Origin of the sequence: Acinetobacter psychrotolerans (assembly GCF_048552595.1) — a bacterium.
Lineage (GTDB): Bacteria > Pseudomonadota > Gammaproteobacteria > Pseudomonadales > Moraxellaceae > Acinetobacter.
This window is the reverse complement of sequence record NZ_JBIMDK010000001.1, coordinates 118,993-142,048: the sequence shown is the minus strand read 5'-3', so window position 1 is coordinate 142,048 and position 23,056 is coordinate 118,993. Positions and strand designations below refer to the sequence as shown.

Here is a 23,056-nt window from a genome sequence, read left to right as displayed (position 1 = left end):
TCTTAAAAGATTTTTGAATATGGTGGCGAGACCCAGGTTCGAACTGGGGACACACGGATTTTCAATCCGTTGCTCTACCGACTGAGCTATCACGCCGTTGGGGCGTATTAAACAATTTAATAGTTACAGCGTCAAGCACAGAATGTGAAATTCAATTCAATAGTTTATTTTTACAGCAATATACATCATTCATTATTCTACAATAAAAACAAAACCGCCGATTGGCGGTTGTGTTTTCAAGATTCTATTTAGTCTGAATCAGATCTTTAGATTTTGCCTAAATGCGCTAAACAACGATGAATTGCACCGCAACCAGGTTCAAAAACTTTAACACCCTTTTCTTCTTCCATACGGCAGACTTCTTCAACCAAACGTTCTGCCACACCGCGCCCACGGTTGGAAGGATGTACTACTATATTTTCTAAAGTCTTACTTTCACCTTGTCCCGTACACCACATTGCACCAATAATCTTAGTATTAAATTCTGCGGTATAAAGTAAGGTATAATGATTCATACTTAGAGTAAGTTGTTCTAGGGCATCCTTCCCATCACCAAACTCTGGACTTGTATCATACAGTCGTTCGAGTTGTTCGCGAACTTCGTCATTTTCTAGTGAAGTTTTAGCATGTACGGTAATAGGCATTGATAAACCCTCCTGAGCAATCTAATATGCGGTGACTTTCGCCACTGCGAAAAAACATTTTTGACATCAAGCATTTTGACGTTTTTGAGGAACGTGTCTATGACGCAACGTATCAGTGAAGTGGTAAGAAATACCAACGAAACAAAAATTCGAGTTCGTGTGAATCTTGATGGTACGGGTCAAGGCACCCTCAATACGGGTATTCCATTTTTAGACCATATGGTTGATCAAATCAAGCGTCATGGCTTATTTGATATCGACATTCATTGTGATGGCGACTTAGATATTGACGATCATCATACCGTAGAAGACTGTGGTATCACGCTTGGGCAAGCTTTTGCACAAGCTCTAGGTGATAAAAAAGGACTTAAACGTTATGGTCATTTTTATGCACCGTTAGACGAATCTTTGAGCCGTGTCGTTGTGGATTTATCGGGTCGTCCAGGATTATGGATGGATATTCCATTCACTCGCGCCCGTATTGGTACTTTTGATGTAGATTTATTTTCTGAATTTTTCCAAGGTTTCGTCAATCACGCTTTAATGACATTGCATATTGATAATTTGAAAGGCAAAAATAGCCATCACCAAATTGAAAGTGTATTTAAAGCATTCGCTCGTGCATTACGCATGGCGTGTGAAATTGATCCTCGTGCAGAAAATACTGTTGCTTCTACCAAAGGTACATTGTAATGACCCGTATTGCCCTTCTCGATTATGGCATGGGAAACCTTCATTCAGCTGCGAAAGCACTTGAGCATGTCGGTGCAACGGTTGATGTAACCAATGATCCAAAGCTTATTGCACAAGCAGATAAAATTGTATTCCCTGGTGTAGGCGCAATGCGTGACTGTATTCAAGGCATGCGAGAAGCAGGTATTGATGAAGTGATTCGCAATGCTGCTTTTAATAAACCTGTACTGGCAATTTGTGTAGGCATGCAGGCTTTAATGCAATCATCAGAAGAAAACGCTGGTTCTGAAGCTTTAGGTATTTTTGAAGGCGTGGTAAAACATTTCCCCAATATTGATGGACTAAAAGTGCCACATATGGGTTGGAATCAGGTACACCAAGCTGATCCTAATCATCCAATGTGGAAAGATATTGAACAGGATGCACGTTTCTATTTCGTTCACAGTTATTATGTCGAACCGAAAGATTCAAGCCTAATTGCTGCAAGCTGTGATTATGGTCTGCAATTCTGTACTGCTATTCATAAAGAGAATTTGTTTGCGACACAATTCCATCCAGAAAAAAGTCATACCGCAGGTTTGCAGTTGCTAAAAAACTTTGTGGAATGGGATATTTAAGCCACATAGGATCAGTCCAATCTAGCCCTTTAAAGATCAAGCCCATGTAAATCGGCTTGATTTTATATTGCTGTTTTTCTTTCTTTTTTACCATCGCTTGATTATGATTCGAATAATTTGAATAAAAAAACCTGCAATTCATTTTAATAATTGATCTAAAAATATTTATTTATATAGGAAAATAAAATGTCTAATTTTCACAATAATGATTCTCCATTCAGTGCAAATGGTCGTTTTGGACGGCTTTCTTACTTAGGATGGAATATGTTGCTCGGTCTATCCGTGCTTCCAATAGCCATTATCGCAGCATTTTTAACCCCTATGCTTACAGATAACACTTCAAACATCATGCTTTATATCGTTGCCGTTATTGGATTATTTTTTTATGTTGGTCTGATTTATTTAACTTTTATTTTTACAATTCGTCGTCTGCATGACAAAAATCAAAGTGGATGGTTATCTCTCATCGCCCTAGTGCCACTTATTAACATCTTTTTTATGTTGTATTTAATTTTTGCACCTGGAACTCAAGGAGCAAATAATTATGGTCAACCACGCGACACAAAAACTTGGGAAAAAGTTTTAGCTTGGATGTATATTCTTATTTTTCCACTTGGAATTTTAGCTGCAATTGCCATCCCAGCTTACCAAGATTACACCAATCGTGCTCAACAACAGCAATATCAGCAACAAATCAATCAATCTGAATAATGGCTTAGATTTGGTTCAATAACCTTTCATTCTCTTGAGCGGTTATTTTTACTTAAGGCAATGTAAAAATAAGTTTAAATCATTAAGAAACTAAAGTGATGAATCATTTTCCATTTTAGGTCTTGCACTTTTAAAGACACTACGTCCATGATTTGCCCATTTTTACATGCATTTTTTATTTATCGAATTCGTCACGAGTAACAAAACCACCTTCAATTGGATGCACCGTAATTTTAATCTCTGCTTTTAAATTTAAAGCTGCATAACGATCTTTAATTTCACCCATTAACTGTTCCATCGTTGCTTGGCTTAAATCCACTTCAGCATCGATATAAGCTTTATTCACCAAATCTGCTTGCTCTTGCTTATCTTGTTGTTTAGACTCACTATTCCAACGCTCGGTCATTCCAACTAAACGTGCCAACTCAAGTAAACTTTGTGCACTTGTAGGAGTAGAGCTTTGTAGCCATTTACTCATTGTACCTTTCGATGTTTCCAATATATTGACGATATCACTGGCTTTAATATTTTTATCTTGAATCAATTGTTTTATACGTTTTGCCCCTTCTATTAAAAGGTCATCATCTTTTTCAGCCATGGCATCTGCTCCATCATTTTCATGCGACAAAACTATCACCTTTTATCGATGTTTGTTATAACAATAAGATTAATTTTTAGAATGCTGAAAACTTGTGGATCATCCAACTCAATTCGTTCCAAGTAAAGAACTCATCCAAACCTTCCCTCGTTTTCAAAATTTGCCCCATAAAAACATTATGGTGATTAATTCATTGCAACAATGCCGAGAGATTGAAAATGAGTTAAAAAAATCAGTATTACTGGGCTTTGATACCGAATCTAAACCAACTTTTACCAAAGGTGAAGTACAAACAGGCCCTCATTTGATCCAACTTGCCACGGCTGAAAAAGCTTATTTATTCCAAGTTTCAGCCGATATTTTGAGTTTTTTAAAACCTATATTTGAAAATAATCAGCAAATTAAAGTCGGATTTGGTTTAAAAAATGATGCGCATTTATTCCGGAAAAAAGGCATTGAACTGAATAATATTGTTGAGCTTTCGAAATATTTCAGTATTTTTGGGCTGACCAATACTGTCGGTATTAAAAATGCGATGGCTTTATTATTTAAAATTAATTTCCCTAAAAGTAAGTCGATTAGCACCTCCAATTGGGCACGTAAAGAACTGACTTTACAGCAAATGGAATACGCAACTGCAGATGCTTATGCACCTGTTTTAATCTTTGAAGAATTACTGCGCTTAGGCTTACTTCCTGAAAATATTGTCAATACTGCTTTAAAATAAGGGATTCATCTAAATAAAAGCGTAAACAGACACTTAGAAAGTGATCAATATTTTGCTAAGATGAGCCACAATAAATTCTCATGAGATTAGGCAAGGAGCGAAAGTATGTTAATCATCCCTGCAATTGACCTGAAAGATGGTAAATGTGTTCGTTTAAAACAAGGTCGTATGGAAGACGATACTGTATTTTCTGACGACCCTGTTGCAACTGCGCAGCATTGGGTAAATGAAGGCGCTCGTCGCTTACATTTGGTTGATTTAAATGGTGCTTTCGCAGGTACGCCTATTCACAAACCTATCGTAGAAGCCATTGCGAAAGCGCAACCTGACCTACCAATTCAAATTGGTGGTGGTATTCGTTCATTAGAAACCATTGAGCATTATTTAGATGCAGGCGTGTCATTCGTTATTATTGGTACGAAAGCAGTTCAAGAGCCTGAATTTGTTGAAGAAGCATGTAAGAAATTTGCAGGTCGAATCATTGTTGGTATCGATGCAATTAATGGCATGGTCGCAACTGATGGTTGGGCGAATGTGACTGATGTTAAAGCAATGGATCTCGCTAAACGCTTTGCAGATGCAGGTGTTTCAAGTATTGTTTATACCGATATCGCGCGTGATGGTATGATGCAAGGTGTCAATATTGAACAAACTGTTCTTCTTGCACAATACTCAGGTTTACCTGTGATTGCTTCTGGTGGCGTAACCAATCTGGATGATGTACGCAACTTAAAAGGTCAGCATGGTATTTTAGGTGCGATTACAGGTCGTGCTATTTATGAAGGTACGTTGAACCTTCGTGAAGCTCAATTATTATTGGATGAACAAGCGCTTTAAGCACTGGTTTTATCACGGCAAAAGAAAAGAGAACATTATGTTCTCTTTTTATTTTCTTCGGGCAATAAATTAAACCAATGTATTTTCATAATGCTGCATTTCAACTTTAGCCGCCAGGAATGGCTTCATCGCTAAAAACCACTGCTTAAATGCCTCAGTCTTCATAAAAATATCGGTATGGGTTTCTAAATTGATCCAATGAATTTGTAAAATATAATTTTGCTTATTTTCGATTCCACGAATCAATTTAAATTTTTCACAACCGTCTGCATTTCTAAATGTATCTGATAATTCATAAAATTTCTTTTCAAAAAACATCTCTTGACCATCAATGATATGAAATAAAGCTTGTTCAACAATCATAGTTAATCTCCTTTTATTCTGTATTGCACCATAAAAGTATGACGAGAAAAGGACAACATCAATTTTATAAAGTATTTTAACATGCCGCCTAAAAAACACTCTATTAAATTATTCCAGTTATAATAACGGCTTCTTTTTAATTAACATACAGGGTTGATAATATTCAACTTCTGGGATTGGATCATAAAATGGATGTAATAATGCTTTCCATTGTAAATATGCCGCAGACTTTCTAAAACCTTCTGTATGATCTTCCAATGTATCCCAAAAAATTAATAAAACATAACGATGTGGGTCATCAATATTCTTAATCAATTGAACAGCATTCAGTCCATCTGCAGGGTAAATAATCTCTTTAGCTTGTTGGAAAGCCAATTCAAAATCTTGGCTCATATCTGCTTTTATATGTAAATGCACATGCTCAATCATCATTTGCAATTTCCCTTAAATCGGTACAGATTGGTTATCATTTAAAGCAATAATGCCTCGAATCGCGCGATAAACAATCCAAATCCAAGAAACAAATAACACAGCAATACAAAAAACTAATCCACCGATAGCAACACCTGTAAATGCATTCACATTATCTATGGTGAAAAATAAAAATAGAAATGGGACAAATGCAATGAGTGTCCAAATTAAGTACCACCAAAAAGTTCGGATTTGCCATCTAAAATGACTTTCAAAAATGGTGCCACGCACTGAATCTAATTTTACATAGTTAATAATCAAAGCAACGACTGCAAGTATTCCAGCTGAGAAAATTGCCACAATATAAAGAATATATAAAATAAAAGTCAGTGATTTACTGTTATTCGGATCGATATAATTATTCATGAATTTTCCTCAAAAATGGCGAAAACACTTTAAAATTTAAAAACATTTAATGGAGAAATTAGCCATAAAATCAATAAAGTATTAAACAAGATAGTACAGAAATAAATCTTTCTAAAAGGTTGTTTTTGTGTTTTATGTCGTAAGCGTTGTTGTGCAAGCCAAGCCGTTGGCCATCCACCTAATAATGATAAAATATGTAGCGTATTTTCAGGCACACGACGATCACCATTTTGAGCTGCTTCTTTATCTTGAGAATAGAACCAATACGTCATCACATTGATAATACTGATAAATAATAAAACCATTCCGCTCAAGTAACCTATAGCAGTTAATATTGCCAAAGCGACTATATAAACCACACTCAGAATTTGTATCGGTTGTAATTTAGATACTAGCTGACTTTTTGGCTGATTTGAAATTTGTGAAGACTTTTGTACCTGTGATGCTTTTAAATAACTGACTTGCTTGGCTTTATAACGTCCTTGACCATCGAGTTGCACCACATATTCAAGCGCACAACCCACAATCGGACGTGGCCCTTGTTTGGCAAAATCCTTAATATGTAAAAATACGCGATCTTTCGCTTGATCATTTGGCTGGATGAAGCCATAGCCTTTATCATCAAACCATTCAACTAATCGACCTTGATCGCGCATTTCTATTTCCTAATTTTATTCAACAAGAATGTTTTAGAGCTATTTGCCAAGTAAAGCTGATTTTTTAAGCTGTGACAAATTTTAATCGCTCAATCAACATATTACGCATTTCTAGCGGATTTTTTTGCAAAATATCATCTCCTGTACGTCCTTCAGTCGCATTAATTTGTGCCACTTGTAAACGCATCATCCAGAAACGCCCTGCCGCCATTGCAAGATAGAGCTCCAAACAAGATTTCTCATCTTCAGTCATCGGACGAATTGAATCATATGCATGTAAATATGCGGTCGCTTTGGCTTCATTTAAATGAACATCAGGATATTCCGTACAAAAGTCATTCATTGTGATCGCAATATCGAATAGCAGTTCATCTCTATTCATTTCGTAAAAATCGAGAATGCCTTTGAGTTGATTAGCCTCAAATAAAGTGTTGTCACGGAACAGATCAGAATGAATCAAGCCTTTAGGACGGTTTGAATACATCGCTGTGAGGACTTCATACAAGCCCAAAAGGTTATTTAAAAGTGCTGTATCGGCAACATTCAGCGTGGGTTTGATTTGTCGTGCAACATTGCGCCAATAACGATGGTCACGTGCTTCGTTACGATGGAGCGGGAAATTTTGTAATGCCATATGCAACTTCGCTTGGGCAAGCGCAATTTGCTCAACTTGCTCAACGGTCGATGGCATAGGATGTTTACCTGACATTCTAGGTGCAATTTGTGCAGGCTTATCCTTCAAGGTTTGAATAGATTTTCCATGACACTTTAAAGGTACAGGAACTGGTAAACCCTGCTGTCCTAAATGCTCCAATACTGGAACTAACTCAGCTGCACCTTGCTCATCCATATTTTCAAACAACGTTAAAACAAATTGTGAATTATCTGCACACACCATAAAATAGTTGGTATTTTGAATACCCCCTTGAATGGGAATCAGGTCAATCACCTCTAATCCATAAGGTGCTGCAAAATCCTGAACTTCCTTTAAACTCAAAGTGGTATAAACCGACATAGAAAACCTGCGAAAAAACTTACATAAGTTTGATAGAATACCCTCTCTGACTTGCGAGGTGTAGCTCCTGCATCGTTTTGTTTGATAATTGGCTGTTATTTTTGGAAAAATTTTATGCTCGCTAAACGTATTATCCCTTGCCTAGACGTAGATAATGGTCGTGTGGTGAAAGGTGTGCAATTTCTTGACATCCGTGATGCAGGCGATCCAGTAGAAGTAGCTCGCCGTTATAATGAACAAGGTGCAGATGAAATTACCTTTTTAGACATTACTGCCACTTCAAATGGTCGTGATACGACTTATCGTACCGTTGAACGTATGGCAGAAACGGTTTTCGTTCCACTGACAGTTGGTGGTGGTGTGCGTAAAGTTGAAGATATTCGCCTATTACTCAATGCAGGCGCAGATAAAGTCAGCATTAACTCTGCTGCCGTATTTAATCCTGAATTTGTTCAAGAAGCATCACAACGCTTTGGCGCACAATGTATTGTTGTCGCAATTGATGCAAAAAAGACTGGCGATAATAAGTGGGAAATTTTTACCCACGGTGGCCGTAAAACCACAGGTATAGATGCCATTGAATGGGCTGTGAAAATGGCCGATTTCGGCGCAGGTGAATTACTCATCACTTCGATGGATGCCGATGGTACTCGAGCAGGTTATGACCTTAAATTAATGCGTCAGATTAATAATCGTGTCACCATTCCAACCATTGCCTCAGGTGGTGTGGGATGTTTACAGCATTTAGCTGATGGTATTTTACAAGGTGGCGCAGATGCCGTATTAGCTGCATCTATTTTCCATTTTGGTCAGCACACCATTCCAGAAGCGAAACAATATCTTGCAGCGCAAGGGATTGAAATGCGTCTTTGATTGATTATTTTAACCCAGTTTTTTAATCATATTGTCTAAAAGAGTGTTGATATAACACTCTTTTTTTATTGGTGTTTTTCCTCTCAAACTTATTTTTTATATTGAATAGATGTTCAAAACGATCCTAAAAATACATAGTTATTGATTAACTAACCTGTGGTTCAAATAACTTAAATCTCTATTCCATCGGATGCTCTTTTGGATAAAATACTTTCATAGCTCATCTTAAAATCATTCATGATATTAAAGTAGCTTATTTAATAAAAATAAATTACTTAATTTTATTAAAATCATTATTTAGTTAATATTATATTTATACAATTATCGCTGTAATAAAATTTCAAAAATACCCAACCCTATTCACAACTCAAACAAAGTAAAATATTTTATTTAATTAAATAACTTTTTACAAATGATGTAATAATTAAAATAAATAGAACAGCTCTCTAAATTTAGTATTTATTCATAATCTTCCACATTTTTGATTAATAAAATTAAAAACTTATAATTTTTTGTTAATTAATTCTCAATAATTTTATATTCCGAATTTGATTTCACACATTCAAGAAACTATTTTTATAAATCACTAGATCTGGGTATTTATTATTCTATTTTTTTACATTACTCTTACCAATAGAAGCTTTATTTTTTAAATAAAGTGAGTTATGGAATATCGTGTTAATAAAAATAATTCAGTTGATATGGAAATCAAAAATGTACTCACATACTTCAAATCATAACATCAATAAAAATGTTTTTATGATGTCTGAAACGCTACATACCTATCATCGTGCTACAGCGTATGAGCATTTGGCAATTAACCAGAAATATAGCTTGGAGAAAATTCACGCTTTAAACCTTCAAATTGACCATTATCAACGTAATGCGATTTGGTTTTTCCTACATTCAGCACTTAAAGGTTACAGCAGCGCACAATATAAATTGGGTATGTTGTATTTGCATGGTCATTTGGGCTTAGACACCAATACCCTAAAAGCTCAAAAATGGTTAATTCTTGCTGCCAATCAAGGGCATCTTGATGCACAACTCCAACTCAGCACCCTACAATATCAATAAAAAAACCAGCTCGAAAGCTGGTTTTTTTATACGCGATATTTAATTAGAAAATGGGCGGTTAGCCACCAATTTTTTTGTATTTAGAACGTTTTTGAACACTACTATCACCTAAGCGTGATTGGCGGTATGCTTCATATTCAGCATAGTTACCTGCATAGAATTCTGGTTGTTCATTTTCAAATGACAAAATATGTGTCGCAATACGGTCTAAGAACCAACGGTCATGCGATACCACCATTACCGTACCAGGGAATACAAGAATTGCATCCTCAAGCGCACGTAAGGTTTCGATATCCAAGTCATTTGATGGCTCATCCAGTAAGATAACGTTTGCGCCCATTTGTAAAATTTTCGCAAGTTGTAAACGGTTACGCTCACCACCTGACAATTCACCAACACGCTTTTGCTGATCTTGACCTTTGAAGTTAAAACGACCGATATAGGCACGCGATGCAATTTCGTAATCACCAATACGTAAGATATCTAAACCGCCAGAAATTTCTTCCCAAACTGTTTTCTTATCATCTAAAGTGTCACGCAACTGACCGACGTAAGCCACTTTAACCGACTCACCTAGTGTCACAGTACCTGTATCTGGTTGCTGTTCGCCTGTCATCATACGGAATAGTGTCGTTTTACCTGCACCATTCGGACCGACAATACCGACAATCGCAGTTGGCGGTACCGAGAACGTTAAGTTCTCATACAATAGGCGACCATCAAACGATTTACTGATACCTTCAACATCTACAACCTTGTTCCCTAAACGTGGGCCAGGTGGAATGTAGATTTCAGAAGTTTCATTACGTTGTTGGAATTCTTTAGAGTTAAGCTCTTCAAAACGTTCCATACGTGCTTTGTTTTTCTTTTGCTGACCTTTGGCATTAGAACGAACCCATTCAAGTTCTTTCTTTAATGCTTTAGCAAAAGACTCTTCTTGTTTATTTTCTTGCTCTAAACGGGCATTTTTCTGTTCCAACCAATTGGTATAGTTACCTTGGTAAGGAATACCCATTCCACGGTCAAGCTCTAAAATCCACTCGGCCACGTTATCTAAGAAATAACGGTCATGCGTAATTGCCACAATCGTACCAGCAAAGTCTTTCAAGAAACGTTCTAACCAAGTCACAGACTCTGCGTCTAAATGGTTCGTCGGTTCGTCTAGAAGCAACATATCTGGTTTAGATAAAAGCAAGCGACACAATGCAACACGACGACGCTCACCACCTGAAAGCAGATTTACATCTGCATCCCAAGCTGGAAGGTTCAATGCTGCTGCTGCTTGATCCATTTGGTTGCTTAAGTTATGTGCATCCCAAGAATGGATAATCGCTTCAAGCTTTTCTTGCTCTTTTGCTAGTGCATCGAAGTCTGCATCTTCTGCTGCATATTCTGCAAAAACTTCATCCAAACGCGCTAAAGCATCTAATGGTTCACGTAAACCATCTTCAACGTTACCACGAACATCTTTATTTGGATCTAATGGCGGTTCTTGTTCTAAATAACCGATTTTAATACCTGGTTGCGCACGAGCTTCACCAGAGAAATCTTTATCTACGCCAGCCATAATACGAAGCAAGGTAGATTTACCTGCACCGTTTAAACCAAGTACACCAATTTTTGCACCTGGAAAGAATGATAAAGAGATGTCTTTTAAGATTTCGCGTTTAGGCGGAACCATTTTCGACACACGGTTCATCGTGTAAATATATTGGGCCACGTAGGACTCCTCTATAATGAGTAGAAATTCGCAAAATGCGAACAAATAAATGCTATAAATTATACGCTGAAATTGTCAGCTTTTGTTCAGAATCAGTGAATTTGAATGAGATATTTAAAATATAATATATGTTGATTATTACCATGGGGGTGATTCTAAATTTTTAAATGGATTCAGCTTCAGTATTAAAAATACAAAGTGATTTTTTTGATTAAAATAATCCGCTCAATACCGCCAGTAGTAATTAAGCAAAACATTAATAAATAACAATTAATTTACACTTATTACCAACAGAAATTCGATTAATATGAATAAAATTGTGTTTTGTTTTGCACCAAACTTGATTCATTATAATTTGACAATGATTTCAGTGCTAGAAAACCAATCACTACCTGTCTCACTTTTCTAAGTTCACTCTAAAATCGTAAAGCCACCAACTTGTGACAAAGCCTGATGATCATTCGCAGCATAGGTTATTTGAATAAGGAGTATCTGAAAGGTGATTTACGATAAATTATCTTCAAGTCTAATTTTTGCGCCTGATGTTATATTGATTCATTCATTTTATTTTTGATCAATAATGGATATCAAACTTTCTGACTGTGAATGTGTTCTATATCATTTTTTATGATTTTAAAATATTTAAACCCTTATTTACTTCATATCATTCTTTGCTACACTCATTTGATATTTAATAAAAAATGGATAAAACATGAGTTATAAAGACGAAACCCTTGCCATACATGCAGGCTATTCACCAGAAGCAACCACGAAAGCGGTTGCCGTACCTATTTATCAAACGACTTCTTATGCTTTTGATAATACCCAGCATGGTGCAGACTTATTTGATTTAAAAGTTCAAGGGAATATTTACACCCGAATCATGAATCCAACCACAGCAGTATTAGAACAACGACTGGCTGCGCTTGAGGGTGGAATTGGCGCATTGGCTTTAGCTTCAGGCATGTCTGCAATTACCTATTCAATTCAAACCATTGCAGAAGCAGGTGATAATATTGCATCTGTATCAACACTTTATGGCGGTACATACAACTTATTTGCACATACGCTGCCTAAACAAGGGATTGAAGTTCGTTTCTTTGATTATCAAAATCCTGAAGCACTACGTAGTTTAATTGATGAAAAAACCAAATTAGTTTTTGTTGAATCCATTGGTAATCCACTGGGTAATATTATTGATTTAGAAGCCATTTCCAAAATTGCTCATGAATATGGCATACCCGTCATTGTCGATAATACTGTGGCAACACCTGCCTTACTCAAACCGTTTGAACATGGTGCAGATATCGTGGTGCATTCATTAACCAAATACATTGGTGGTCATGGCAACTCTATTGGCGGTGCAATTGTTGATAGTGGTAAATTCCCTTGGGGTAAATATCCTGAACGCTTCAAAGTTTTAAATACGCCTGATCCAAGTTATCACGGCGTAAATTATGTCGAAGCTTTAGGCGAAGCTGCATATATCGCACGAGCACGTGTTGTACCTCTACGAAATACAGGTGCAGCAATCAGTCCACTCAGCGTATTTTTGATCCTACAAGGCTTGGAAACATTAAGCTTACGTATGGAGCGACATACTGAAAATGCGCAAAAAGTTGCTGAATACTTGAAGGCACATTCAAAAGTAAAATGGGTCAATTACGCAGGTTTAAAAGATCATCCACAACATGCTTTGGCACAGAAATATGTAAAAGGTAAACCTTCTGCAATTCTGTCATTTGGTGTACAAGATGGTCTTGAAGGCGGAACACGCTTTATCGATGCCTTACAATTATTTACTCGTTTAGTGAATATTGGTGATGCAAAGAGCTTGGCATGTCACCCTGCAACCACGACACATCGTCAACTGAATGAAGAAGAATTAAAGTCTGCGGGGGTCAGTATTGATATGGTTCGCCTATCGGTTGGAATCGAACATATCGATGATTTAATTGCGGATTTAGAACAAGCACTCGCTCAGGTTTAAGCAATTTTTAAAAGTTAAAAGCCAGTCATTCTGGCTTTTAACTTCGTAGTTATTTCAATACTTTGAATTTAATGTTGATAAAAATAATGTCACAACTCAAACCAATGAATGTTATCCGTTTGACCCATTAAAATATTTTCTGAATGTGGCTCTATACAAATTTGAAAATGGATGGCGTTTGCATCAATTTCTTCTTCTAAGTCTTGTTCTTTTTCAAATAGATTGCTTACCGTCATCAAATAAGGACCGTTTGCAAGTTCAACACATAACTGCTGATTATCCTTGCTGGGTATGCACTCATCGGTAAATTGAGCAGCCATTGTTAAATCGGTGTAATTACTAAAATATAGTTTTTGGTTTGTAACCTGAATGAATTGTTTAAATTGATGCTGACCTTTTAATAAGTTCGAATCGCGAATAACTTCAATATTCCAAACACCACCGCCCCATTCATTTGTTTGCCAAAGTACTAAATTTAGCTGTTTTATTTGGATTTTAAAATGTGCAATCAGTTGCTCAAATTGCCAATCTTTATCTACAAAAGATTGGTATTGGTCAGCATTTACAATTGCCAAAAAACCATCTTCATCCAAAATAGTAAATTTCATGTTTTAGGTATCCAACTTGTTTTGTTTATTCCTTTTTTTTATTTTTATCACAATTTTAAATAACAATGTAGACCCTCAACACATAAGATTTAAAAAAACTATACAATAGCGAATTTTTATGACTTTTTGTGATTCAAAACTTAAATTTTCAGCATAAAAAAGACCTGTAAACTTAGGTCTTTTTAGCTTCATTTAAACCAAATATTATTTACCTTGAACTTTTTGCTCAATTTCTTCCACACTAGTGTGACGAACATCAAAGCCTTTTGCCATATAAATGACTTGTTCTGAAATATTACGTGCATGATCGCCTATACGCTCTAAAGAACGAAGTACCCACATCACGTTAATGACACGACTAATATGGCGAGGATCTTCAATCATATAAGTCATTAGCGTACGTGTCGCCGTTTGGTATTCACGATCAATATCTGCATCAGCCAATAACACTTTTAATGCTTGTTCAGCATCAACACGGGCAAAAGCATCTAAAGCATCATGGATCATCACACGAACTTGATTACCAATATGACGTGTTTCCATATAACCACGTGGCGACTCACCTTCTTCACACAAATTTTGTGCAATGCGAGCAATTTTCGCGGCTTCATCGCCAATACGTTCTAAATCGGTATTGGCTTTACTCATTGCAATCACCATACGCAAATCAATTGCCGCAGGGTGACGACGAGCTAAAATCAGTGTTAAAGCTTCATCAATCTCACATTCATAACGATTGACCGTATTGTCTTGAAATTGAACGTCAATCGCCATATTGGCATTGGTGTCTAATAAGGCATGCACAGCATTGGCAACTTGTTGCTCAACCAAACCACCCATGGTCATAAATTTGGTATTTACATCCTGCAAATCCTCATTAAATTGTGAGGAAATGTGATGGCTTAATACAGGATTACTAGGGCTCAAATTCTGTTACTCCACATGCAACAAAAGCATTTCTTATAGGCTAATATTAAACCATACCAATTATGAATCTTTTATGACAGTACTTTTGTTTCAGATGAATTTTCAATAAATAAAAAAGCAACTTTGGATACCGTTTTCATCCTATTTACAATATGCTGTGAATTTCAAATACTTAATTAAAAATAAACAATACATTTTAATTTTTAAATACATAAATCTTAATTTTTAAGATTCCTTGTAAAATAAGGTTCAAATTTACAAATTCACTAACGTTTTATGATCATAAAACCACAAAACATTTCATTTATTTAGCTCAGTTTAAGTAACAATACTTAGGAACAAAGTTGGTTTGTATTTATTCAATATAACGGTCTAAAAAATTGCGCAGCGAAATCATTCATCTTTCTATCTGTAGTGTAACCATTGTGCTTAGTTGCCTGCTTACAGCGTGTCAAAGACCCGCTGCAGATATCGTACATGAAACAAAAGAAGCGCCAAAAAGTGAGAAAACCACGCCAGATTTGACCCAAATTTGTCAAAATTTAAAACAAGAAATGCGCGATATGAATGCTCAAAGAACCACTTTAGCAATCGAACAAGTGAATCAAGATATTCGCTTATGTTTACCGCTAATGAAATTTTCTGAACAAAAAGAGTTGATGAATCTTTCCCAAAAAATGTATCAAAATTTTTTACATTTAGACCGTACTAGTATACAACAGCAAGCTTTTGAAAATTACGTATTAGATCAAGCTGCTTATCCAACGATTCAACAAAGTCAGTTTGAACAACTCAATATTCGTGACCAATATTTATTGCGCCACAAAGGGCAAGCATATATTGAATTAATTGAACAAGATGGCGATCAAATCGCTTATCGACGCAGCCCACAATATTTAGCAAAAGTGTTTGCACCTTATTTACCTGAACCTGAAAAAGTATTTATTGAAAATCTTGCAGAACAAAACACCCAAGCTTTGTTAAAAAATAACAGCATAAACCTATCTCCTGATGAAATTGCCAAAAGAGCTATATTTTGGCAAAAATATATTCAAGATTATCCAAAAAGTGCTTACTTATCGGATGCAAAAATTTTAAAAAATACTTATAGCAATTTATTATTCCAAGGTATTGAGAGCGCACCTATCTCAGTTCACTTTGAAAGCCAAAGTGATATCGATATTGCCAGTTGGATTGCAATTAAGCGCTTAGCCAAATCTAATGATGGAGAACTGTCTAAGCAAGCTGAAAAGTTTCAACAATTTATCAATATGACGACAGAGCAACGTAAACAAAAAATTCAACTCAGTGCGAAAGAGCAGAATAAGTTAGAAAACAAGCCTCAATTATTACTACTTTCACAGCTCAATCAATATTTGAACTTGTATCCAATGGATATCAAACGTGCGAAAAGAGATTGTTTTAGTGATGCCATTTGTTCCTCATCATAGCTATCCTATGCTTTATTTCTTATTATTCTAGCTACATTCAATATTCGCACATTCTTAATATGCGATAATTTGAGATTCGAAACATCTATAACTTAATAAAACTGACTTCGACATACATTATGAAAATATTAAAAATTGGTACAGTGATTTCTATTATTCTCGCTTTGAGTCTGCTGACTGCATGTCAAAAGCCTGAAACAGCTACAAAAGATGAAAAAATAAAAACATCTACTCCTGAAAAAAAATCTGATACTGTTGAAATCCCTGCATTTCCAGAGAATTGCGGTGCTGTAGATACTGCGATTAAAAATTTAGAAAAAAGCTATTCACCAGAAGACTTAAATCGACTCAATCAATTATTTAAAAAATGTGTGGCTTCTGTTCCTTTGGAAACACGTTATGAGTGGATCGATCAATCTGACAAAATCTATGAATACCAAATCAGTAAATTACCTAAAAATGTTCAAAATTACATTACCCAATTGTCTGATGATGTTAGTAGTTCAGATAAAAAGGCGCTTGCACAACTTTATAAAAAAATGACTCATCAAGAGCAATATATCGCTAAAAATCATAAAGTATTATATTTATATCAGTACAATTTAGGCGAAGGTGATTATTCTGTTGCTCAGGATCCACGTTACAAACTAGAGATTTTTGCAGCTTCATTACCAGAAGCCGATCAAATTTATTTAAAAGAAATTGTTAAGCAAGTCAATGCCATTGATGGTTCAATTGACAAAGATGCAGGGTTGTCTGCATCATTTACAGAACTGGGTAACTGGATCATATTTTGGGAAAATTACTTAACTCAATATCCAAATAGCCATTTTAATAAACAAGTTAAGAATACTATAAAATTTTATCAGGGATATTTGTTTAGAGGGCTTGAAAATACTCCAGTTTTTGAAATTGGGGACTACACTGTAAAACTAGATTCTGATGCAGACAAAGCAATCCATTCTCTCGCCAAGACAACATCACCGTCTGGAGAAAAAGCCAAAAAGTTTTTAAATTATTTTAATCACTATCCGTTTTCAAAAACGCCTTATGATGAAAAAACAGGATCGCAAGCAGATTATAATTTATTTATAAATGAAACCCTTGAAGGAGTAAAAAGGTTTAAAGAAAATAACTGGAATGATCTAAACAAATTACTCGATTTAGACCATCTATAGCCCAAAGACAAATCATATAAATTGCAAATTTAATTTAGAAAGAGTGTGTTAATATCCACCACATAGCTTGACGGAGCGCGAGTAATACCTCGCTGAGATTAGGGCAGTTCGTTTTTGAATGAACTTAAACCTAAGTACCGTTGAACCTGATCAGGTTAAGACCTGCGTAGGAATCAAGCATCTAAAAACTTACGGCCTTCAATTTATCTATTTCAGTAGAAATACACGGCTATTCTCCATTTATAAAGTGAGAATACTCAATGTGAAATAGACTAAATTTGCCATCGTTTTTGGTCGTGCTTGATTCGTTGATGTCATTCATAAGGATCATTGCAATGAACCAATTAACGAATCTCTCTTCAAATGATCAACTTGCTCAACACGAGCAAGATGCCAAAGATCTGACTCGTATTTTACCTGCTTCATCTAAAGTTTATATTCAAGGCTCGCGCCCAGATATTCAAGTCCCCGTGCGTGCAATTGCGCTAACCGACACCCCAACAGGTTTAGGCGGTGAACAAAACCCCGATATTTTGGTCTATGACACTTCAGGCGTATATACCGACCCAAATGTTGCTATCGACCTAAACAAAGGTTTACCCAATGTTCGTGAAACATGGATTGCAGAGCGTGAAGATACTGAATGTTTATCGACACTCAGCTCTTCTTTTGGTCAAGAACGTCTGAAAGATATTCGCACTGCCGAAATTCGTTTTGCCCACATTCAAAAGCCACGTCGTGCGCTGAATGGCAAAAACGTAACGCAAATGCATTATGCACGCCAGGGTATGATTACGCCTGAAATGGAATATATCGCGATTCGTGAAAATCAGCGCCAACGTGATGGTGTAGATATGCGCCAACATGCAGGACAAAACTTCGGCGCACGTAATTTAATGGAAATTACGCCTGAATTTGTACGTAAAGAAGTCGCTGAAGGTCGCGCGATTATTCCTGCCAATATTAACCATCCTGAAATTGAACCTATGATTATTGGTCGTAACTTTCTAGTGAAAATCAATGCCAATATTGGTAACTCAGCACTTGGTTCATCGATTGATGAAGAAGTAGCGAAAATGACTTGGGCGACACGTTGGGGCGCAGACACCATCATGGATTTATCGACAGGTAAAAATATTCATGAGACACGTGAATGGATTATCCGTAACTCTCCTGTTCCAATTGGTACCGTCCCAATTTACCAAGCTTTGGAAAAAGTCGATGGTGTTGCAGAAGACTTAACATGGGAAATATTTAAAGACACGCTAATAGAACAAGCGGAACAAGGCGTAGATTACTTCACCATTCATGCAGGTGTGTTACTACGTTATGTGCCAATGACAGCCGACCGTCTTACAGGAATCGTTTCCCGTGGTGGTTCAATCATGGCGCAATGGTGTTTGGCACACCATACCGAAAACTTCCTCTATACGCATTTTGATGAAATCTGCGAAATCATGAAAGCTTATGATGTTTCGTTTAGTTTAGGCGATGGTTTACGTCCAGGCTGTATTCAAGATGCCAATGATGAAGCTCAATTTTCAGAATTACGTACTTTGGGTGAATTAACACACCGTGCATGGAAACATGATGTCCAAGTGATGATTGAAGGACCTGGGCATGTACCAATGCATATGGTGAAAGAAAATATGGATTTGCAACTTGAAGTTTGTCAAGAAGCACCCTTCTATACCCTTGGTCCACTCACCACAGATATTGCACCAGGTTATGATCATATTACCTCTGCAATTGGCGCCGCGATGATTGGTTGGTACGGTACAGCAATGCTCTGTTATGTCACTCCTAAAGAACATTTGGGTTTGCCGAATAAGAAAGATGTGAAAGATGGCATCATTACTTATAAAATTGCAGCACATGCAGCGGACTTAGCCAAAGGACATCCGGGCGCACAAGTCCGTGACAATGCTTTATCTAAGGCTCGTTTTGAATTCCGTTGGGAGGATCAGTTTAATTTGAGCTTAGATCCAGATACAGCAAGATCTATGCATGATGAAACCATGCCCAAAGAAGCACATAAATCTGCACATTTTTGTTCGATGTGTGGGCCAAAGTTTTGCTCTATGAAAATCACCCAGAACGTGCGAGATTATGCACAAAATCAACAAAATGCAGCACATTCTATCAATAGTAAAACAGTTATAGAAGATGGTCTCAAAACCATGAAATCCGTTTATCAGGAACAAGGACAAAAGTTGTACCATAAAGTGTAAAGTTTAAAAAAAACTTTTATCTTTGGTTATTTCTCAGTTAGGATGAACTGAATATGTTTCATCCTAACTGTGCACATGAACATCATTCAGCAAGCAACGTATTCTCATAAAAATGTGGAAATTCAATCCCGCGAATACGCCTATAAAGGTTTTATCCAAGTCGAAAAAGTAAGCTTGCGTCACCGTTTGTTTAATCAAAATGAATATACTGCTGTTATCCATCGTGAATTGATTCATCGTCATGAAGCCGCTGGTGTACTGATCTATAATGATCAACAACAGAAGTTTGCTTTAATTGAACAATTTCGAATTGGCGCAGTCAGTGATCCAGTTTCACCTTGGCAACTGGAAATTATTGCTGGTGTTCTCGATGGAGATGAATCTCCAGAAAACTGTATTCGTAGAGAAAGTATCGAAGAGTCTGGTTGTGAATTAAACCAAATCGAGCTGCTATTTAGTTTTTATCCTTCCGCAGGTGCTTGCGATGAAATTTTTCATCTTTATGTCGCACAGGCAGAGTTGCCAGAAGAAGGTGGAATTTTAGGGATGCCAGATGAAGGTGAAAATATCAAACTGCATATTATTGAATATTCAGCACTCAAATTTTTACTACAAAGTACACGCTTAAGAAATGCGCCTGTGATCATGGCTTTACAATGGTTGCAACAACACTGTAGCAAATTAGAAAATGTCTAGGGGACGGACATGACACCAATATTCAACATACCGCCAAATCAAACTGAAAAAGTGATTATTCAAATCACAGATACTCATTTGATGGATCAAGCTGATGCTGAATTTGTCGGGATTAATCCAGAAGATAGCTTTCATGCGATTATGCAAGATATTCAACGACGTTATGACCATATCGATTTGATTTTACATACAGGTGATTTAGCCCAAGCGGCATTTCCTGAAACGTATGATCGTTATTTAAAATATATGCAACAATTTGGCGTAGATTTCTATCATATTCCAGGAAATCACGACAATCTGAGTTTCTTTCCGTTTCACACTCCTGAACCAGTTCCCACTGTGATTGAACTCGGTCAATGGGTTTTCGTTTTGCTCAATAGTGCGGTTCAAGGTCAAACAGATGGTTGGATTCAGACTGAACAATTACAACATTTACAACAGATTCTTTTAGAACATTCTGACAAGCATGTTGTGATTGCATGTCATCATCATCCTTTTGAAATGAAATCAAAATGGTTAGACCAACATATTCTAAAAAATGCTGACGAATTTAAAGCAGTCTTGGCGCCTTTTAATCATATTAAAGCGGTGGTTCATGGGCATGTTCATCAAGAATCACTCAATGTATGGAATAATATTCAATTTATTTCTACACCTGCGACCTGTGTTCAATTTAAACCACTCAGCCAAGAATTTTCTTTTGATAAAATTGCACCTGGTTACCGTTGCTTACATTTAAAAGAAAATGGTGATTTTGAAACATTTGTACACCGTTTAGATCATTTCAAAGTTACAATAAATGAAGAAATTTCAGGTTACTAGCTTTTCATTTATGCATTTTTCTATTAAGTTATTCGACCAACGAGATATGCAGAAAGTCAAATTAAAGATGAGAGGCTTTCATCTTTGTAAAAAGATCTATATGATGATGCCCCCGATGGATTCATTCTATCGGCAGTGATAAAAATACTTGCATATCACCATGATTTTTGCGTATAGATATGCGCATATAATGAGGAATGCCCTTTATGGCGAATGACAACCAAAACCCAGTCTTGGACGAACAAGCTGAGCTTGCAGATGACAAATCTGTAAAGCGAGTGCGTAAGACCAAGCCAAAGACTACTGAAAACAGTTCTACAGCGAGTCTATTTGGCATTGAGCCTTATCAGCCTAAGAAAAATGAAGAATACATGTCTGAGGGGCAGCTCGAACATTTCCGTAAAATTTTGCTGGCGTGGAAAGCAGAGTTGATGTCGGAAGTAGACCGCACCTTGAGCACGATGCAAGACGAATCTTCTTCTTTGCCTGATGTAAATGACCGTGCAACTCAAGAAGAAGAGTTTGCGATTGAATTACGTACCCGTGACCGTGAACGTAAACTGATTCGTAAAATCGAACAGTCGACTGAAGCGATTAAGAACGATGACTATGGTTTCTGTGAAACTTGTGGTATCGAAATTGGTTTACGTCGTCTAGAAGCACGTCCAACAGCAACTTTATGTATCGACTGCAAAACCCTTGCAGAGATCAAAGAGAAGCAAAATAACGGGTAATTTTGACCGTTGTTGAAGAATCTTAATCCTCCCCTGACCCCTCATTTAAAAAAAGAGGGGGAATCTCGGGTGGCTTATAAGGGCCGGTTTGCGCCATCGCCAACCGGCCCTTTGCATTTTGGTTCACTCATTACCGCTGTCGCCAGTTATTGCGATGCCAAAGCGCAACATGGACAATGGATCGTTCGTATTGAAGATACAGATATTCCTCGTATCTATCCCAATAGTGAACAACATATTCTGCAATGTTTAGATGCATTTGAATTTGAATCTGACGTTGAAATAATCTATCAAAGAAATCGTTTAGACATTTACGATGCAGTGATTGAACAGCTCAAACAAAAAAAATTGGTTTACGCATGTGAATGTACCCGCAAAATGTTAGGGTCAAATCATATCTATGTAGGCACTTGTCGTAAAAAAAATTTAGATTTTCAAGATCAAGCCATTCGGGTCAAAGTTTCAGATCAAGCACTTTGTTTTGATGATCGTTTACAAGGTCAACATTGTTCTAATCTAAGTACGGACTTGGGCGATTTTGTATTGAAACGTCGTGATGGCATCATCAATTACCAACTTGCTGTCGTTGTTGATGATTATCTGCAAGGAATGACCCATGTGGTTCGTGGTGCGGATCTGTTGGATAATACTGAACGTCAAATTTGGCTTGGGCAATTACTGGGCTATCCACAACTTGAATACATGCACCTACCGCTCGCAATGAATGATCAAGGGCAAAAATTATCTAAACAAAATCTTGCCCATGCACTCGACATTCACAATGCACCTCAATTACTTGCACAAGCGATTACAGCACTTGGGCAGCATGCTGTAGACTTAGATCAACCACATAAAATGTTAGCTCAAGCTGTCTCTCAATGGGACATTCAGAAAATTCCCAAAGGGACAGAGATTCACGGAATTTTTGAATAACATCAGCAATTGAAGCAGTGTTTAGTCAAGCTAAATTATGCAATTCAAATATGTAAAAAAGGGTTGCAACTGAACGATGCAACCCTTTTTTAGGATTAAAGCTTAGACATAATTTATG

Annotated in this window: 25 protein-coding genes, 1 tRNA gene and 1 riboswitch; of the genes, 15 read left to right on the top strand and 11 right to left on the bottom strand. The window is 36.7% G+C overall.

The features are described 5' to 3' along the window. Positions 1–20: 20 nt before the first annotated feature. Together ACG94X_RS00640 and ACG94X_RS00635 are read right to left on the bottom strand one after the other, a co-directional pair. Positions 21–96 (bottom strand) — tRNA-Phe (locus ACG94X_RS00640). Positions 97–266: 170 nt separating this feature from the next. Next, complete coding sequence (locus ACG94X_RS00635) at positions 267–644, bottom strand: GNAT family N-acetyltransferase (RefSeq protein WP_419381814.1); 378 nt, start codon at positions 642–644, stop codon at positions 267–269. Positions 645–743: 99 nt separating this feature from the next. Between ACG94X_RS00635 and hisB the strand changes: the two genes are divergently transcribed. From hisB to ACG94X_RS00620, 3 genes are all read left to right on the top strand, one after another. Then, the gene (gene hisB / locus ACG94X_RS00630) at positions 744–1,337 is read left to right on the top strand and encodes an imidazoleglycerol-phosphate dehydratase HisB (protein WP_419381813.1); all 594 of its coding nucleotides are present in this window, start codon (positions 744–746) and stop codon (positions 1,335–1,337) included. Then, positions 1,337–1,954, top strand: a complete 618-nt coding sequence (gene hisH, locus ACG94X_RS00625; RefSeq protein ID WP_419381812.1) for an imidazole glycerol phosphate synthase subunit HisH — start codon at positions 1,337–1,339, stop codon at positions 1,952–1,954. Before hisB ends, hisH begins: the two co-directional genes overlap by 1 nt. Before the next feature lie 186 nt (positions 1,955–2,140). Then, positions 2,141–2,665 (top strand): DUF805 domain-containing protein, encoded by a 525-nt coding sequence (locus tag ACG94X_RS00620; RefSeq protein WP_419381811.1) that lies wholly within the window; start codon positions 2,141–2,143, stop codon positions 2,663–2,665. Between the two features lie 175 nt (positions 2,666–2,840). Here the strand turns inward: ACG94X_RS00620 and ACG94X_RS00615 are convergent, their stop codons facing one another. After that, positions 2,841–3,293: a transcriptional regulator gene (locus ACG94X_RS00615; protein WP_419381810.1), complete on the bottom strand. Its 453-nt coding sequence runs from the start codon at positions 3,291–3,293 to the stop codon at positions 2,841–2,843. A gap of 64 nt (positions 3,294–3,357) precedes the next feature. On the opposite strand from ACG94X_RS00615, the gene ACG94X_RS00610 reads away from it, so the two are divergent. After that, a complete protein-coding gene (locus ACG94X_RS00610) occupies positions 3,358–3,990 on the top strand; it encodes a 3'-5' exonuclease (RefSeq protein WP_419381809.1) in 633 nt (210 codons plus the stop codon). Between the two features lie 105 nt (positions 3,991–4,095). After that, entirely contained in the window at positions 4,096–4,827 is a 732-nt protein-coding gene (gene hisA / locus ACG94X_RS00605) for a 1-(5-phosphoribosyl)-5-[(5-phosphoribosylamino)methylideneamino]imidazole-4-carboxamide isomerase (protein ID WP_419381808.1), read from the top strand. Positions 4,828–4,896: 69 nt separating this feature from the next. Here hisA and ACG94X_RS00600 read toward each other — a convergent pair whose 3' ends face one another. From ACG94X_RS00600 to ACG94X_RS00580, 5 genes are all read right to left on the bottom strand, one after another. Then, complete coding sequence (locus ACG94X_RS00600) at positions 4,897–5,190, bottom strand: putative quinol monooxygenase (RefSeq protein ID WP_419381807.1); 294 nt, start codon at positions 5,188–5,190, stop codon at positions 4,897–4,899. Positions 5,191–5,307: 117 nt separating this feature from the next. Continuing rightward, a complete protein-coding gene (locus ACG94X_RS00595) occupies positions 5,308–5,622 on the bottom strand; it encodes an antibiotic biosynthesis monooxygenase family protein (RefSeq protein ID WP_419381806.1) in 315 nt (104 codons plus the stop codon). Positions 5,623–5,634: 12 nt separating this feature from the next. Then, positions 5,635–6,027: a DUF4870 family protein gene (locus tag ACG94X_RS00590; protein WP_419381805.1), complete on the bottom strand. Its 393-nt coding sequence runs from the start codon at positions 6,025–6,027 to the stop codon at positions 5,635–5,637. A gap of 29 nt (positions 6,028–6,056) precedes the next feature. Beyond that, positions 6,057–6,683, bottom strand: coding sequence for a DUF1294 domain-containing protein (locus tag ACG94X_RS00585; RefSeq protein WP_419381804.1), 627 nt, complete (start codon positions 6,681–6,683; stop codon positions 6,057–6,059). A 64-nt stretch (positions 6,684–6,747) separates the two neighbouring features. Continuing rightward, the gene (locus ACG94X_RS00580; RefSeq protein ID WP_419381803.1) at positions 6,748–7,698 is read right to left on the bottom strand and encodes a homoserine kinase; all 951 of its coding nucleotides are present in this window, start codon (positions 7,696–7,698) and stop codon (positions 6,748–6,750) included. 114 nt (positions 7,699–7,812) lie between these two features. Between ACG94X_RS00580 and hisF the strand changes: the two genes are divergently transcribed. Then, the gene (gene hisF / locus ACG94X_RS00575) at positions 7,813–8,571 is read left to right on the top strand and encodes an imidazole glycerol phosphate synthase subunit HisF (protein ID WP_419381802.1); all 759 of its coding nucleotides are present in this window, start codon (positions 7,813–7,815) and stop codon (positions 8,569–8,571) included. Positions 8,572–9,285: 714 nt separating this feature from the next. Further along, positions 9,286–9,648, top strand: a complete 363-nt coding sequence (locus ACG94X_RS00570; RefSeq protein ID WP_419381801.1) for an SEL1-like repeat protein — start codon at positions 9,286–9,288, stop codon at positions 9,646–9,648. A gap of 58 nt (positions 9,649–9,706) precedes the next feature. Here the strand turns inward: ACG94X_RS00570 and ettA are convergent, their stop codons facing one another. After that, positions 9,707–11,368: an energy-dependent translational throttle protein EttA gene (gene ettA, locus ACG94X_RS00565; protein ID WP_419381800.1), complete on the bottom strand. Its 1,662-nt coding sequence runs from the start codon at positions 11,366–11,368 to the stop codon at positions 9,707–9,709. A gap of 712 nt (positions 11,369–12,080) precedes the next feature. Here ettA and ACG94X_RS00560 point away from each other — a divergent pair. Further along, complete coding sequence (locus ACG94X_RS00560; RefSeq protein ID WP_419381799.1) at positions 12,081–13,358, top strand: O-acetylhomoserine aminocarboxypropyltransferase/cysteine synthase family protein; 1,278 nt, start codon at positions 12,081–12,083, stop codon at positions 13,356–13,358. Positions 13,359–13,447: 89 nt separating this feature from the next. On the opposite strand, the gene ACG94X_RS00555 is transcribed toward ACG94X_RS00560, so the two are convergent. Continuing rightward, positions 13,448–13,966: a hypothetical protein gene (locus ACG94X_RS00555; protein ID WP_419381798.1), complete on the bottom strand. Its 519-nt coding sequence runs from the start codon at positions 13,964–13,966 to the stop codon at positions 13,448–13,450. A 204-nt stretch (positions 13,967–14,170) separates the two neighbouring features. Further along, the gene (phoU, locus tag ACG94X_RS00550) at positions 14,171–14,893 is read right to left on the bottom strand and encodes a phosphate signaling complex protein PhoU (RefSeq protein WP_419381797.1); all 723 of its coding nucleotides are present in this window, start codon (positions 14,891–14,893) and stop codon (positions 14,171–14,173) included. Between the two features lie 380 nt (positions 14,894–15,273). On the opposite strand from phoU, the gene ACG94X_RS00545 reads away from it, so the two are divergent. The 7 genes from ACG94X_RS00545 (at position 15,274) to gluQRS (ending at position 22,938) form a co-directional block, all read left to right on the top strand. Further along, entirely contained in the window at positions 15,274–16,344 is a 1,071-nt protein-coding gene (locus tag ACG94X_RS00545) for a hypothetical protein (RefSeq protein WP_419381796.1), read from the top strand. Positions 16,345–16,463: 119 nt separating this feature from the next. Beyond that, positions 16,464–17,522: a hypothetical protein gene (locus ACG94X_RS00540; RefSeq protein ID WP_419381795.1), complete on the top strand. Its 1,059-nt coding sequence runs from the start codon at positions 16,464–16,466 to the stop codon at positions 17,520–17,522. Positions 17,523–17,583: 61 nt separating this feature from the next. Further along, positions 17,584–17,712, top strand: a riboswitch (TPP riboswitch). A gap of 145 nt (positions 17,713–17,857) precedes the next feature. Continuing rightward, the gene (thiC, locus tag ACG94X_RS00535; protein WP_419381794.1) at positions 17,858–19,753 is read left to right on the top strand and encodes a phosphomethylpyrimidine synthase ThiC; all 1,896 of its coding nucleotides are present in this window, start codon (positions 17,858–17,860) and stop codon (positions 19,751–19,753) included. 75 nt (positions 19,754–19,828) lie between these two features. After that, positions 19,829–20,449 (top strand): NUDIX domain-containing protein, encoded by a 621-nt coding sequence (locus ACG94X_RS00530; protein WP_419381793.1) that lies wholly within the window; start codon positions 19,829–19,831, stop codon positions 20,447–20,449. A gap of 9 nt (positions 20,450–20,458) precedes the next feature. Beyond that, positions 20,459–21,271 carry a 3',5'-cyclic-AMP phosphodiesterase gene (gene cpdA / locus ACG94X_RS00525; RefSeq protein ID WP_419381792.1) on the top strand — a complete coding sequence of 271 codons (813 nt, stop codon included), beginning with the start codon at positions 20,459–20,461 and terminating at the stop codon, positions 21,269–21,271. 206 nt (positions 21,272–21,477) lie between these two features. Next, positions 21,478–22,005: an RNA polymerase-binding protein DksA gene (gene dksA / locus ACG94X_RS00520; RefSeq protein ID WP_419381791.1), complete on the top strand. Its 528-nt coding sequence runs from the start codon at positions 21,478–21,480 to the stop codon at positions 22,003–22,005. 12 nt (positions 22,006–22,017) lie between these two features. Beyond that, a complete protein-coding gene (gluQRS, locus tag ACG94X_RS00515; protein WP_419381992.1) occupies positions 22,018–22,938 on the top strand; it encodes a tRNA glutamyl-Q(34) synthetase GluQRS in 921 nt (306 codons plus the stop codon). Positions 22,939–23,056 lie beyond the last annotated feature (118 nt).

Coding starts and splice junctions, on each gene's coding strand:
- ACG94X_RS00635 (WP_419381814.1), bottom strand. CDS start 644: ATGCCTATTACCGTACATGCTAAAACTTCACTAGAAAATGACGAAGTT.
- hisB (WP_419381813.1), top strand. CDS start 744: ATGACGCAACGTATCAGTGAAGTGGTAAGAAATACCAACGAAACAAAA.
- hisH (WP_419381812.1), top strand. CDS start 1,337: ATGACCCGTATTGCCCTTCTCGATTATGGCATGGGAAACCTTCATTCA.
- ACG94X_RS00620 (WP_419381811.1), top strand. CDS start 2,141: ATGTCTAATTTTCACAATAATGATTCTCCATTCAGTGCAAATGGTCGT.
- hisA (WP_419381808.1), top strand. CDS start 4,096: ATGTTAATCATCCCTGCAATTGACCTGAAAGATGGTAAATGTGTTCGT.
- ACG94X_RS00600 (WP_419381807.1), bottom strand. CDS start 5,190: ATGATTGTTGAACAAGCTTTATTTCATATCATTGATGGTCAAGAGATG.
- ACG94X_RS00595 (WP_419381806.1), bottom strand. CDS start 5,622: ATGATGATTGAGCATGTGCATTTACATATAAAAGCAGATATGAGCCAA.
- ACG94X_RS00590 (WP_419381805.1), bottom strand. CDS start 6,027: ATGAATAATTATATCGATCCGAATAACAGTAAATCACTGACTTTTATT.
- ACG94X_RS00585 (WP_419381804.1), bottom strand. CDS start 6,683: ATGCGCGATCAAGGTCGATTAGTTGAATGGTTTGATGATAAAGGCTAT.
- ACG94X_RS00580 (WP_419381803.1), bottom strand. CDS start 7,698: ATGTCGGTTTATACCACTTTGAGTTTAAAGGAAGTTCAGGATTTTGCA.
- hisF (WP_419381802.1), top strand. CDS start 7,813: ATGCTCGCTAAACGTATTATCCCTTGCCTAGACGTAGATAATGGTCGT.
- ACG94X_RS00570 (WP_419381801.1), top strand. CDS start 9,286: ATGTACTCACATACTTCAAATCATAACATCAATAAAAATGTTTTTATG.
- ACG94X_RS00560 (WP_419381799.1), top strand. CDS start 12,081: ATGAGTTATAAAGACGAAACCCTTGCCATACATGCAGGCTATTCACCA.
- ACG94X_RS00555 (WP_419381798.1), bottom strand. CDS start 13,966: ATGAAATTTACTATTTTGGATGAAGATGGTTTTTTGGCAATTGTAAAT.
- ACG94X_RS00540 (WP_419381795.1), top strand. CDS start 16,464: ATGAAAATATTAAAAATTGGTACAGTGATTTCTATTATTCTCGCTTTG.
- thiC (WP_419381794.1), top strand. CDS start 17,858: ATGAACCAATTAACGAATCTCTCTTCAAATGATCAACTTGCTCAACAC.
- ACG94X_RS00530 (WP_419381793.1), top strand. CDS start 19,829: ATGAACATCATTCAGCAAGCAACGTATTCTCATAAAAATGTGGAAATT.
- cpdA (WP_419381792.1), top strand. CDS start 20,459: ATGACACCAATATTCAACATACCGCCAAATCAAACTGAAAAAGTGATT.
- dksA (WP_419381791.1), top strand. CDS start 21,478: ATGGCGAATGACAACCAAAACCCAGTCTTGGACGAACAAGCTGAGCTT.